Annotated in this window: 12 protein-coding genes; 7 read left to right on the forward strand and 5 right to left on the reverse strand. The window is 60.6% G+C overall.

The window, feature by feature from the left end; genetic code table 11:
• Window positions 1–63: 63 nt before the first annotated feature.
• Genes AEQ67_RS24665 through AEQ67_RS24675 form a run of 3 tightly spaced genes read right to left on the reverse strand, consistent with a single transcriptional unit; the run spans window position 64 to window position 3,619 of the window.
• Window positions 64–336 carry an oxidative damage protection protein gene (locus tag AEQ67_RS24665; RefSeq protein ID WP_008149405.1) on the reverse strand — a complete coding sequence of 91 codons (273 nt, stop codon included), beginning with the start codon at window positions 334–336 and terminating at the stop codon, window positions 64–66.
• Window positions 333–1,400 (reverse strand): A/G-specific adenine glycosylase, encoded by a 1,068-nt coding sequence (mutY, locus tag AEQ67_RS24670; RefSeq protein WP_059406404.1) that lies wholly within the window; start codon window positions 1,398–1,400, stop codon window positions 333–335. Before mutY ends, AEQ67_RS24665 begins: the two co-directional genes overlap by 4 nt.
• Window positions 1,397–3,619 (reverse strand): AsmA family protein, encoded by a 2,223-nt coding sequence (locus AEQ67_RS24675; RefSeq protein ID WP_059406405.1) that lies wholly within the window; start codon window positions 3,617–3,619, stop codon window positions 1,397–1,399. Before AEQ67_RS24675 ends, mutY begins: the two co-directional genes overlap by 4 nt.
• A 410-nt stretch (window positions 3,620–4,029) precedes the next feature.
• On the opposite strand from AEQ67_RS24675, the gene AEQ67_RS24680 reads away from it, so the two are divergent.
• The 7 genes from AEQ67_RS24680 to AEQ67_RS24710 all read left to right on the forward strand — a co-directional run bounded on the left by AEQ67_RS24680 (window position 4,030) and on the right by AEQ67_RS24710 (window position 9,834).
• Window positions 4,030–5,694 carry an OFA family MFS transporter gene (locus AEQ67_RS24680; RefSeq protein ID WP_059406406.1) on the forward strand — a complete coding sequence of 555 codons (1,665 nt, stop codon included), beginning with the start codon at window positions 4,030–4,032 and terminating at the stop codon, window positions 5,692–5,694.
• 256 nt (window positions 5,695–5,950) lie between these two features.
• Complete coding sequence (hisB, locus tag AEQ67_RS24685; RefSeq protein WP_003186751.1) at window positions 5,951–6,544, forward strand: imidazoleglycerol-phosphate dehydratase HisB; 594 nt, start codon at window positions 5,951–5,953, stop codon at window positions 6,542–6,544.
• Window positions 6,544–7,182 (forward strand): imidazole glycerol phosphate synthase subunit HisH, encoded by a 639-nt coding sequence (hisH, locus tag AEQ67_RS24690; protein ID WP_059406407.1) that lies wholly within the window; start codon window positions 6,544–6,546, stop codon window positions 7,180–7,182. The genes hisB and hisH overlap by 1 nt, the downstream gene beginning before the upstream one ends.
• Entirely contained in the window at window positions 7,183–7,440 is a 258-nt protein-coding gene (locus AEQ67_RS24695; RefSeq protein ID WP_008024930.1) for a DUF2164 domain-containing protein, read from the forward strand.
• Between the two features lie 42 nt (window positions 7,441–7,482).
• Window positions 7,483–8,220 (forward strand): 1-(5-phosphoribosyl)-5-[(5-phosphoribosylamino)methylideneamino]imidazole-4-carboxamide isomerase, encoded by a 738-nt coding sequence (gene hisA, locus AEQ67_RS24700; RefSeq protein WP_010464588.1) that lies wholly within the window; start codon window positions 7,483–7,485, stop codon window positions 8,218–8,220.
• A gap of 9 nt (window positions 8,221–8,229) precedes the next feature.
• A complete protein-coding gene (gene hisF, locus AEQ67_RS24705; RefSeq protein WP_059406408.1) occupies window positions 8,230–9,000 on the forward strand; it encodes an imidazole glycerol phosphate synthase subunit HisF in 771 nt (256 codons plus the stop codon).
• Window positions 9,001–9,078: 78 nt separating this feature from the next.
• On the forward strand, window positions 9,079–9,834 hold the full coding sequence (locus AEQ67_RS24710; protein WP_059406409.1) for a substrate-binding periplasmic protein: 756 nt from the start codon (window positions 9,079–9,081) through the stop codon (window positions 9,832–9,834).
• A gap of 97 nt (window positions 9,835–9,931) precedes the next feature.
• Here the strand turns inward: AEQ67_RS24710 and AEQ67_RS24715 are convergent, their stop codons facing one another.
• Complete coding sequence (locus AEQ67_RS24715; protein WP_059406410.1) at window positions 9,932–10,708, reverse strand: divergent polysaccharide deacetylase family protein; 777 nt, start codon at window positions 10,706–10,708, stop codon at window positions 9,932–9,934.
• A 1-nt stretch (window position 10,709) separates the two neighbouring features.
• Entirely contained in the window at window positions 10,710–12,026 is a 1,317-nt protein-coding gene (locus AEQ67_RS24720; RefSeq protein ID WP_059406411.1) for a S41 family peptidase, read from the reverse strand.
• Window positions 12,027–12,032: the final 6 nt, after the last annotated feature.

The raw sequence follows: 12,032 nt of genomic DNA on the forward strand, positions 1-12,032 counted from the left end.
AAAGTTTTCAAAAAAATTTTAATTATTACCGTCGCTTACGTTCCGACCCCGCGAAAAGCTCGATTATTCGGCGGGCGGAACGTAGCCATCGGCCTTGGCGTATTCCTCGCCGGAAAAGAACTTGTCCATCTCGCCTTGCAGATATTTGCGGTCTTCGGCGTTCATCATGTTCAGGCGTTTTTCGTTGATCAGCAGGGTCTGGTGTTTCTGCCAGTCGGCCCAGGCCTTGGCCGAGACGTGGTCAAAAATGTCCTGGCCTTTTGCGCCCGGGAATGGAGCGCGTTCCAGGGCGGGCAGTTCTTCTTTGTACTTGCGGCACATGATGGTGCGGGTCATGACGACTCTCCTGCGTTCAATACGGCGGCCGCGCGTTCGAGCAAGGTTTTGACCGGGGCGGCAAGGCCCAGGCGCGGCGGGGTGGCGAGGTTATACCAGAGCCAGTCGGCCTCGGCCACGTGATGGCCGGCCTCCTGGACCTGAACCAGCCAGGGTTCGATAGACAATTGAAAATGACTGAAGGTGTGCACCAGGCTCGGCAGCGCTTGTTGAGTGCCAAGCTCCAGTGAGTGCTGCGACGCCAGATGTTGCAGGTCGTCGAGGTCGTCGAGTTCCGGCAGGCTCCAGAGACCGCCCCACAAGCCCGTGGAAGGGCGACGGTAAAGCAGAATCGCGCCTTCGCCATTGGCGAGCATCGGCATCAGCGTGCGCTTCTGTGGCACCGTTTTGCGCGGTTTGGGGATCGGGTATCGCGTTTCCAGACCGAGCATGTGCGCTTCGCAGCCTTTTTCCAGCGGGCAGAGCAGGCAGCTCGGTTTGCTGCGGGTGCAGAGCGTGGCGCCCAGATCCATCATCGCCTGGGTGTAGGCGTTGACCCGATCATGTGGCGTAAAGCGCTCAGCGTTCGCCCACAGCTGTTTGGCGACCTTCGGCTCGCCCGGGTAACCCTCTTGCGCGGTAAAGCGCGCCAGCACCCGTTTAACGTTGCCATCGAGGATCGGCGCGCGCAGGCCCATGCTCAGGCTGGCGATGGCGCCGGCCGTGGACAAACCGATGCCCGGCAGCTCAACGAGTTTTTCCACATCTCGCGGAAACTCACCGCCGTACTCGGCGACGACGATCTTCGCGGTCTTCTGCAAATTGCGTGCGCGGGTGTAGTAACCGAGGCCGGTCCACAGGTGCAGCACTTCGTCTTCCGGCGCGGCGGCCAGCGCTTCGACCGTCGGCAACGAAGCCATGAACCGGTCGAAGTAGTTCAGCACGGTGCTGACCTGGGTCTGTTGCAACATGATTTCCGAGACCCACACCCGATACGGGGTGATGCCTTGTTGCCAGGGCAAATCGTGGCGGCCGTGGTGGTCGTACCAGTCCAGCACCGCCGTTGAAAATTGCTCGGCTCTCATCGCTTGAACAGCCCCTTGAGCGCGTTTTTCAGTTCCGGGCTGACTTTGTCGCCCAGCTTCTCGTCGATTTTTTCGCTGATGCGCTCGCCAGCCAGTTTGCTCGCGACCTGACCCATGCGCTCGTTATCGAGACGGCAAGCTTTGGCGCCCAGTTCCAGCGGACCACGGCAGCGCAGCGGCCACTCGATGCCGACGAACTTCTCGCCGACCTGGCAGGCCGGATCCGGCATGTCGCTCTTGTCGCCTTCGACGATAACGCCGACGCGGTAATCCATGCCCAACACCCGCAGATCGACATCGCCGTCGCCCTTGACGGTCATGCCCGGGATGCCCACTTTCAGGTCAGGGTTGCTGGCCACGCCGTTGCGGAACGTCAGGTTGCCCTTGAGTTCCTGGAACGGTGTGTCCTTGCCCCGAGGCTCGCCGCTGAGGGTTTTGCGGTTCAGGGTGGCGATGCCTTTGCACAACTGTTGTTCGAGGTTGGCATTGAGTAGCACGCCGTTGTTGATGACGAAACTGGCGGTGCCGTTGAGGCTGTCGATCAGCGCTTGCTGGCTATTGCCACTGCCGGTGAGAGCGCTGTTGAGCGTGACCAGACCTTTGACCGGCGGATTTTTACCCTGGCTTTCGAGGATTTTTTCCACCGGCACTTTGCTGATATTTGTCTGCATGTTCAGCGCCGGCACCTGCTGGCGCACGTCGAGGGTGCCCTTGGCTTCGAAGTTGCCGTCGTACAAATCGCCGCGCAGGTTCTCCAGCGTCAGCAGGCCGCCCTGGCCGTTGGCTTTGAGCGCGGCGTTGTGGATCGGCAATTTCTCGAGGGTCAACTGGCCGAAGGTCAGGTCGGCATCGACGTCGAGTTTGCTCAGTCTTTCCACCGGCAATAGGCGTTCGTTGCTCCACGCGGTTTTGGTCGGCGCGTTCGGCAGCGGTGTGCTACCGGCGCCGGCCATGGCATCGGCCTCGGTGCTGGCGACTTCAGCCTGGCGCACTTGTGTCGCGCTGTTGGCTTCGGCGGATTTTGGCGGCAGGTAACGGTCGACGTTGAAGGTGTCAGCCTTGAGGGTTGCCCGCAGCGATTGCTTGGCGAAATCCTCGACGGCGATGCGGCCGCTGAAAGTGCTGTCGTCGACTTTCAGGTTGATGTTGTCGAGCGCCAGGCTGGTCGGCGTCCCCGCGAGGCGGCTGACCAGTTCCACTTTGCTCAGGCTGCCTTCGGCCATGGCCGGGAGTTTCTGGCCAATGCTGTCGACGAATTTCGCCAGGTCGAACTGGGCAATCGACAGGCCGCCGCTGACTTGCGGGGTCTTGTCGAGGTCGTTGACCTTCAGTTCACCCAATGCCCGTAATTGGTTGGCGGAAATCTTGATGCCGGTCCATTCGGCGACGTTGGCTGCTTTATCCAGCAGCAACTGGCCCTGGGCAGCGAAAGTCATGGTCTTGCCTTGCAGCGGATCGCCAGCGACTTCACCCGAGAGCTTCATGTCTTCGAGTTTGTAACGCTGCAACGCGCGCTCGAAACGCAGCTCGCCGCTGAGCTCGGTACGCACCCGCAAGACTGGCTGGTTGGTGCCGAGGAACGCGGTGAGTTTGACCGGAATATTGGTGGAGTCATGCACCGGGCCAGTGCTGAGCTGGATGCTCTCGGCGCTGAACTGCTTGCCGGTTTTCTCGTCGCTGTATTCAACGCGGGCGTTGTTGACGGTCAGGCTGTCGATGTCCAGGCGTATCGGCTGGGCTGGTTTTTCCACTTGGGCGGTGGTCTCCGGTGCTGGCTCGCCGGGAGTGGCGGGCGTAGCCGGGGTGGCAGGCGCCGGCACTTTGCCGATGTCTTGCCAGTTGCCGTGGCCGTCCTTGTCGCGGGTCAGGCGCAGGTTCAGGCCTTCGACGCGCACATCGCTCATCTGTACTTCACGGCGCAGCAGCGGAATCACACGTACCGATAGACCGAGCATCTGCAAGTCAGCGAACGGCTCGGTGGGCTTGGCCAGGGTCGCGACACTGGCTTCGTGCAGTTCCAGACCGAGCCAGGGGAACAGGCTCCAGCCGATGTCGCCATTGAGCGTCAGCTCGATGTGGGCCTTGTCGCGGGCAATCTGGCGAATCTCGTCTTTGTAGTCGTTGGGATCGAAGAGGTGCGTCAGGGCAAAGCCCAGCGCCACAATGATCAGCAACAGCCCGAGAAGTACCAGACCCAGGATTTTGCCGAACGCTTTCATGGGCGAGTCCTTGTAGTTTGTCGAATTCGAAATTTAGCCGGGGAGTATAGCGCTCCGAAGCGGACGACCGGTCAGCGATCACCGCTTCTGAGAGGTTATACGCGGTTGACCCTCTGTAGGAGCTGCCGAAGGCTGCGATCTTTTGATCTGTTGTAACCAGATGCAAAGAACAAAAGATCGCAGCCTTCGGCAGCGCCTACAGGTGTGGAGATCGGATAACGTACAAAAGGTGATGTCACTTTGGCTTTTCTGTCACGTACAGATGCTAACCTCTGCAGGTTCGTCCGTCCTTCTGCGACGTGATGTCGCACCAAAGCGGAGCTTCAGCCTGAAAAAACAGTCATGCGTGCGCATAAAGGCTGGGGGTGAGGAGTGGCTGGCGAACCATACTAATAATTGGGGGATACACAATGACCACGAGTATCGCGGCGGACGGCCTTAAAGCCGATCAGCCCGCGTTCCTGTCCAAGGAACGCATCATCGCCAAGCCCGGTTTCAACCGTTGGCTGGTGCCACCGGCCGCGCTGGCCATCCACCTCTGCATCGGCATGGCCTATGGCTTTTCGGTGTTCTGGTTGCCGTTGTCCAAGGCCTTGGGCGTGACCAAGGCAGTGACCTGCGCGCCGGACATGAGCTTCATTTCGCAAGTGTTCTCGTCGCAATGCGATTGGCCGATCTCGATGCTCGGCTGGATCTACACCCTGTTCTTCATCTTCCTCGGCTGCTCGGCAGCGATCTGGGGTGGCTGGCTGGAACACGCCGGGCCACGCAAGGCTGGCGTTGTTTCGGCCTTGTGCTGGTGCGGTGGCCTGCTGATTTCGGCGCTGGGGGTTTATACCCACCAGATCTGGCTGATGTGGATCGGCTCCGGGGTCATTGGCGGTATCGGCCTGGGCCTGGGGTACATCTCGCCGGTCTCGACCCTGATCAAGTGGTTCCCGGACAAGCGTGGCATGGCCACCGGCATGGCGATCATGGGGTTCGGCGGTGGCGCGATGGTCGGTGCGCCACTGGCCGCCGCCCTGATGGGCCACTTCGCTTCGCCCACCAGCGTCGGCGTATGGCAGAGCTTCCTGGTGATGGCCGCGATCTACTTCGTGTTCATGATCGGTGGCGCACTGTCCTACCGTGTCCCGCCAACCGGCTGGAAGCCTGAAGGCTGGACTGCTCCGGCGAAAAAAGCCTCGAACGCGATGATCACTCACCGCCACGTGCACGTGAACGTAGCGTGGAAAACTCCGCAATTCCGTCTGGTGTGGCTGGTGTTGTGCCTGAACGTTTCGGCCGGTATCGGCATCCTCGGCATGGCTTCGCCGCTGTTGCAGGAAGTCTTCGGCGGTAAATTGCTGGGCACTGACCAGGCGTTCGGTCAGCTGGATGCAGGGCAACTCGCCTCGATCGCGGCGATTGCGGCTGGTTTCACTGGTTTGCTGAGCCTGTTCAACATTGGTGGCCGCTTCTTCTGGGCCTCGTTCTCGGACTACCTGGGCCGCAAAAATACCTATTTCGTGTTCTTCGCGTTGGGTTTTGCCCTGTACGCGCTGATCCCGAACCTCGGTCACTTGGGCAACGTTGCGCTGTTCGTGGCGGCGTTCTGCATCATCCTGTCGATGTACGGCGGTGGTTTTGCGACGGTTCCGGCTTATCTGGCGGACCTGTTCGGTACGCAAATGGTCGGTGCGATCCACGGTCGTCTGCTGACGGCGTGGGCGGCGGCGGGCGTGTTGGGGCCGGTGTTGGTGAACTACTTGCGTGAATATCAGCTGAGCATCGGCGTTGAACGCGCCGCAGCGTATGACATCACGCTGTACATCCTGGCGGGCCTGCTGGTGCTGGGTTTCCTGTGCAACCTGCTGGTGCGTCCGGTGGCGGACAAATACTTCATGACCGACGCCGAACTGGCTGCCGAACAGGCGCTGGGCCACGACAAGGGCGCTGATGCCAGCACTTCGCTGGAGTGGAAAGCAGCGCCTGGCACGCGTCCGTTGGCGATTGCTGCGTGGTTGGTGGTGGGGATTCCGTTGGCGTGGGGTGTGTGGGTGACCCTGCAGAAAACTGCGGTTCTCTTCCACTAACGCAAAACCTTCGTAGGAGCCGGCTTGCTGGCGATCAATGCGCCGCGGTGTATCAGTGGCGCCGCCTTCGCTGGCAAGCCAGCTCCTACAGGGTCAAAAACCTTGCATTCGCAATGAATGCTGGCTTGTACTGACATGTATATCGCTGACGGCGCTGAATTCAGTCCGTCAGTGATATCACCTCTCGTGTTTCTGTTTCCGGCCCGCGCCCCTATAATGGTTGCCTTTTTCGCCCAATGATTTTGCGGAGCTGGTGATGGCCGAACGTAAGGCGTCTGTCGAGCGCGACACTCTGGAAACCCAGATCAAAGCCTCGATCAACCTGGATGGCACCGGAAAGGCCCGATTTGATATCGGTGTTCCTTTTCTTGAGCACATGCTCGACCAGATCGCCCGTCACGGGCTGATCGACCTGGATATCGTCAGTAAAGGCGACCTGCATATCGATGACCACCACACGGTGGAAGACGTCGGTATCACCCTGGGTCAGGCATTCACCAAAGCCATCGGCGACAAGAAAGGCATCCGTCGCTACGGCCACGCCTACGTGCCGCTCGATGAAGCGCTGTCGCGCGTGGTGATCGACTTCTCCGGCCGTCCTGGCCTGCAGATGCACGTTCCCTACACCCGCGCCACCGTCGGCGGTTTTGACGTTGACCTGTTCCAGGAATTCTTTCAGGGCTTCGTCAACCACGCCAACGTCACCCTGCACATCGACAATCTGCGTGGGCACAACACCCACCACCAGATCGAGACCGTGTTCAAGGCATTCGGCCGTGCACTGCGTATGGCGGTAGAGCTGGATGACCGCATGGCCGGCCAGATGCCGTCGACCAAAGGCGTTCTGTAATGCAGACGGTCGCGGTTATCGATTACGGCATGGGCAACCTGCACTCGGTGGCCAAGGCCCTCGAGCACGTCGGTGCCGGCAAGGTCCTGATCACCAGCGATGCCGACGTGATTCGCGAAGCCGACCGGGTGGTTTTCCCCGGCGTTGGCGCGATTCGCGATTGCATGGCGGAGATCCGTCGCCTCGGTTTCGATTCGCTGGTGCGTGAAGTCAGCCAGGACCGGCCGTTCCTCGGCATCTGCGTCGGCATGCAAGCCTTGCTCGACAGCAGCGAAGAGAACGACGGCGTCGACTGCATCGGCCTGTTCCCGGGCCAGGTGAAATTCTTCGGCAAGGACCTGCATGAAGACGGCGAGCACCTGAAAGTCCCGCACATGGGCTGGAACGAAGTGAAGCAGACGGTCACGCACCCGCTGTGGCACAACATTCCGGACCTGGCGCGTTTCTACTTCGTGCACAGCTACTACATCGCTGCCGGCAACGCGCGGCAGGTAGTGGGTGGCGGTCACTACGGTGTCGATTTCGCCGCCGCGCTGGCCGATGGCTCGCGTTTCGCCGTGCAGTTCCATCCGGAGAAGAGCCATACCCATGGCCTGCAATTGCTGCAGAACTTCGCGGCGTGGGATGGTCGCTGGTAAATGGCCGTCAAGAAGAAGCCGCCGATCCTGACCCTCACTCCCGAACAGGAGAACGAGGCCAATCACAAGATCAAACGCTTTATGGAGGATCGCTTCGAACTGGACCTGGGTTCATTCGAAGCGGCTGAAATCCTTGAGCTGTTTACCCGCGAAATTGCGCCGCACTATTACAACAGGGCGATTTTCGATGTGCAGACGCACCTTAAAGAAAGGTTCGAAAGCATCGAAAGCGACCTGTGGGCGCTCGAGAAAAACTGATTTTCGAGCGAAGCTGAACAATCGAATTTGAAGGTTTGCCAGATGCTGATTATTCCCGCTATCGATCTCAAAGACGGTGCCTGTGTTCGTCTGCGCCAGGGCCGCATGGAAGATTCCACGGTGTTCTCCGATGACCCGGTGAGCATGGCTGCCAAGTGGGTGGAGGGCGGTTGCCGTCGCCTGCATCTGGTCGACCTGAACGGCGCCTTCGAAGGCCAGCCGGTCAACGGCGAAGTGGTCACCGCGATTGCCAAGCGCTACCCGAACCTGCCGATCCAGATCGGTGGCGGTATCCGCTCCCTGGAAACCATCGAGCACTACGTCAAGGCGGGCGTGAGCTACGTGATCATCGGCACCAAAGCCGTGAAAGATCCGGCGTTCGTCGCTGAAGCCTGCCGCGCGTTTCCGGGCAAGGTAATCGTCGGTCTTGACGCCAAGGACGGTTTCGTCGCCACCGATGGCTGGGCTGAAATCAGCACCATTCAGGTGATCGACCTGGCCAAGCAATTCGAAGCCGACGGCGTGTCCGCGATCGTTTATACCGACATCGCCAAAGACGGCATGATGCAGGGCTGTAACGTGCCGTTCACGGCTGCGCTGGCCGCTGCCACGCGCATTCCGGTGATCGCTTCCGGTGGCATTCACAACCTCGGTGACATCAAGTCGCTGCTCGACGCCAAGGCGCCGGGCATCATCGGCGCGATCACCGGCCGGGCGATCTACGAAGGCACCCTCGACGTCGCTGAAGCGCAAGCTTTCTGCGATTCGTACAAAGGCTGAGGACTGACCATGGCGCTGGCCAAACGCATCATCCCTTGCCTGGACGTGGACAACGGCCGGGTGGTCAAGGGCGTCAAGTTCGAGAACATCCGCGACGCCGGTGACCCGGTGGAAATCGCCCGTCGCTACGACGAGCAGGGTGCCGACGAGATTACTTTTCTCGATATCACCGCCAGCGTCGACGGTCGCGACACCACGCTGCACACCGTCGAGCGCATGGCCAGCCAGGTGTTCATCCCGCTGACCGTGGGCGGTGGCGTGCGCACCGTGCAGGACATTCGCAACTTGCTGAATGCCGGCGCAGACAAAGTCTCGATCAACACCGCCGCCGTGTTCAATCCGGAATTCGTTGGCGAAGCGGCGCAGCATTTCGGCTCGCAATGCATCGTCGTTGCCATCGATGCGAAGAAGGTTTCCGCTCCGGGCGAAACTCCGCGCTGGGAAATCTTCACCCACGGCGGGCGCAAGCCGACCGGCCTCGACGCTGTTGAATGGGCGAAGAAGATGGAAGGCCTGGGCGCCGGGGAAATCCTCCTGACCAGCATGGACCAGGACGGCATGAAAAACGGCTTCGACCTGGGCGTCACCCGCGCCATCAGCGATGCACTGGGCATTCCGGTGATCGCCTCCGGCGGCGTCGGCCACTTGCAGCATTTGGCCGACGGCATTCTTGAAGGTCACGCCAGTGCGGTACTGGCGGCGAGTATTTTCCACTTCGGCGAATACACCGTGCAGGAAGCCAAGGCCTACATGGCTCATCGCGGCATCGTGATGCGCTAAACAAACCGGTACAGGCCAGTGGACATCATGGCGGGCTCAAGGCACTCTTGGGTACGCCATGGATTTCGGTAGCCAGACATGCTTAAACGCCTTCTTCTTGTCCTCGCCAGCGCTTCTCTATTGCTCATCAGTGGGGCCCGCGCCGAAGAAAGTCCCGACACCGATCTGGTGTTGCTGACTGAAAATTTCCCCCCGTACAACATGGCGAAGAACGGCAAGAACTTCGCTCAGGACGAGAACATCAATGGCATCGCCGTGGACATCGTCCGCGAGATGTTCAAGCGCGCCAACGTCACCTACAGCCTGACCCTGCGTTTCCCCTGGGAACGCATCTACAAGATCGCCCTGGAAAAACCCGGTTACGGCGTGTTCGTGATGGCGCGGCTGCCGGATCGCGAGAAACTGTTCAAGTGGGTCGGTCCTATTGGCCCTGACGACTGGATCATGCTGGCCAAGGCTGACAGCAAGATCAGCCTGGAGTCGTTGGAACAGGCGCGCAAGTACAAGATCGGCGCCTACAAGGGCGATGCGATTGCCGAGACATTGGCCAAGCAAGGGTTAAATCCGATTGTTGTGTTGCGCGATCAGGACAACGCGAAAAAACTGGTCAGCGGGCAGATTGATTTGTGGGCGACGGGCGATCCGGCCGGGCGCTACCTGGCGCGGCAAGAGGGCGTTAACGGTCTGAAAACGGTACTGCGCTTCAACAGTGCCGAGCTGTACCTGGCGTTGAACAAGGATGTGCCGGACGAGGTGGTCGCCAAGCTGCAGGCAGCGCTGGATCAGCTGCGCAAGGAAGGCATGGTCGACGAGATCATGGCGCGGTATTTGTAGGGTGGATCAAAAGATCGCAGCCTCGTTGCACTCGACAGCTCCTACACTCGATCGCATCCACCTGTAGGAGCTGTCGAGTGCAACGAGGCTGCGATCTTTAGCGGTAAACACCACCCTTCCCATGTGCCGCCGTCGCCCGATTGCCGCGCACGCTGATCATCTGCTTGATATCAATCCAGTCGATGCCCTGAGCTTTCAGCTTCGGCAACTCCCGCTCCAGCACCGCCAACGTCTGCGGATACGGATGCCCGATCATCACCGCAGAACCCTGCTTGCGCGCCAGGCTGATCGCCGTCTGAAGCTGCGTGAGGATCGCCGCTTCCGTGCGCTCATCATCCAGAAACACATCCCGCGAAACACTCGCCAAGCCAATCTTCTGCGCCTCGGCAGCGCCAACGGTTTGCGCGCTGGTGCGGCTGTCGACGAAGAATTTGTGCCGGCGCTGCAAGTCCGCCATCAGCCAGGCCATGGCGGCCGGTTGGGCAGTCATACGGCTGCCCATGTGGTTGTTGATGCCAGCGGTATACGGCACAACTTTGAACGCCGCGTTGAGGCGTTGCTCAAGCTCGTCGATGGGCAAGTCGGGGTGCCAGGCGAACGGGCCGGTCGCCGGGTCCATGGGCATGTGCAGGATGACGACCTTGCCGGCGCGATGGGCTTCGCGGGCGAATTCGGTGGCGTGGGGTGTGTCGGGCATGATCGCCGTGGTCACCGGGCCGGGCAGGGCCAGCACGCGGCGATCCCGGGGCAGGTTCTGCCCCAGGTCGTCGATGATCAGGCTTAGATAGACCTTTTGCGGCGCCGGCGCGACGGGCGCTGCGTGAGCAACACCCGCCAGACAGCACAACAGGCCAAAGATGAACCGCAGGCGCACCTCAGCGACCGGAGGTGATGCTCAGCCCTTTGAGCAGGCTCAGGGCCTGGGCCAACTGGTAATCATCATCCTGCGGCATTGCCTTGGCCTTGCTGCTGGAGGTCGGTTTGTCGGCGCCGCCGTTGCCATTGCCCAGGTGACCTTGCAGATCGGCTTCCTTGAAGTATTCGCCGTCCTGCTCGCTGGTGATCTTGGCTTTGCGCACTTCGATGTCCGGGACAATGCCCTGAGCCTGGATCGAGCGGCCGTTCGGCGTGTAGTACAGCGCCGTAGTGATTTTCAGTGCGCGTTCGTTGTTCAGCGGCAGCACGGTTTGTACCGAGCCTTTACCGAAACTGGTGGTGCCCATGACGACCGCGCGTTTCTGATCCTGCAAGGCGCCGGCGACAATTTCCGAAGCCGAGGCGCTGCCGCCGTTGATCAACGCGACCATTGGCACAGCTTCGCTTTCGTCTTTACCGGTGGCCGAAAAGCGCAGTTCGGAGTTGGCGATGCGGCCCTTGGTGTAGACGATCAGGCCCTTGGTGATGAAGTGGTCGACCACTTCCACCGCCGCTTGCAACACACCGCCCGGGTTGTTGCGCAGGTCGAGGATGATGCCGTTGAGCTTCTTGCCATTGTCCTTGCGCAGCTTGGCCAGGGCCTTGGAGACTTCTTCGCCGGTCTTGACCTGGAACTGGGTGATGCGGATGTAGCCGTAGCCGGACTCCAGCAGCTGGCTCTTCACGCTCTTCACTTGAATGATGGCGCGGGCCAGGGTCACGTCGAACGGCGTACCGCCGTCACGCACCAGGGTCAGGGTGATTTTCTGGCCGATCTTGCCGCGCATTTTGTCCACGGCTTCGGTCATGCTCTGGCCGCGAGTCGGCTGGCCGTTGATCTTGACGATGAAATCGCCCGCCTGAATGCCAGCCTTGGAGGCCGGGGTGTCATCGATCGGCGAGACTACCTTGATGAAACCGTCTTCGGCGCCGACTTCAATGCCCAGGCCGCCGAATTCGCCGCTGGTGCTTTCCTGCAACTCGGCGAAATCTTCCGGGCCCAGGTAAGCGGAGTGCGGGTCGAGGTTGCTGAGCATGCCCTTGATCGCGTTTTCCAGCAGGGTCTTGTCGTCAACCGGTTCGACATAGGCTGCCTTGATCCGATCCATGACCTCGGCAAAGGTGCGCAACTCTTCCAGCGGCAATGGCGCCTTGGTGGTCGCAGCAGTGCCCGCAGGCGCGACCACCGGAGCAGGTTGAGCGGCGAACGCCAGAGGCGCGCCGATCACCAGGGCGATCGTCACGGCCAGCGAGGTAAGGCGGGACAAATGCAGCATGTCGAA

The organism is Pseudomonas sp. RIT-PI-q, assembly GCF_001297125.1.
Taxonomy (GTDB): domain Bacteria; phylum Pseudomonadota; class Gammaproteobacteria; order Pseudomonadales; family Pseudomonadaceae; genus Aquipseudomonas.

Excerpts from the sequence above, each read along its gene's own strand:
- AEQ67_RS24665 (WP_008149405.1), bottom strand. The coding sequence starts at position 336 with ATGACCCGCACCATCATGTGCCGCAAGTACAAAGAAGAACTGCCCGCC.
- mutY (WP_059406404.1), bottom strand. The coding sequence starts at position 1,400 with ATGAGAGCCGAGCAATTTTCAACGGCGGTGCTGGACTGGTACGACCAC.
- AEQ67_RS24675 (WP_059406405.1), bottom strand. The coding sequence starts at position 3,619 with ATGAAAGCGTTCGGCAAAATCCTGGGTCTGGTACTTCTCGGGCTGTTG.
- AEQ67_RS24680 (WP_059406406.1), top strand. The coding sequence starts at position 4,030 with ATGACCACGAGTATCGCGGCGGACGGCCTTAAAGCCGATCAGCCCGCG.
- hisB (WP_003186751.1), top strand. The coding sequence starts at position 5,951 with ATGGCCGAACGTAAGGCGTCTGTCGAGCGCGACACTCTGGAAACCCAG.
- hisH (WP_059406407.1), top strand. The coding sequence starts at position 6,544 with ATGCAGACGGTCGCGGTTATCGATTACGGCATGGGCAACCTGCACTCG.
- AEQ67_RS24695 (WP_008024930.1), top strand. The coding sequence starts at position 7,183 with ATGGCCGTCAAGAAGAAGCCGCCGATCCTGACCCTCACTCCCGAACAG.
- hisA (WP_010464588.1), top strand. The coding sequence starts at position 7,483 with ATGCTGATTATTCCCGCTATCGATCTCAAAGACGGTGCCTGTGTTCGT.
- hisF (WP_059406408.1), top strand. The coding sequence starts at position 8,230 with ATGGCGCTGGCCAAACGCATCATCCCTTGCCTGGACGTGGACAACGGC.
- AEQ67_RS24710 (WP_059406409.1), top strand. The coding sequence starts at position 9,079 with ATGCTTAAACGCCTTCTTCTTGTCCTCGCCAGCGCTTCTCTATTGCTC.
- AEQ67_RS24720 (WP_059406411.1), bottom strand. The coding sequence starts at position 12,026 with ATGCTGCATTTGTCCCGCCTTACCTCGCTGGCCGTGACGATCGCCCTG.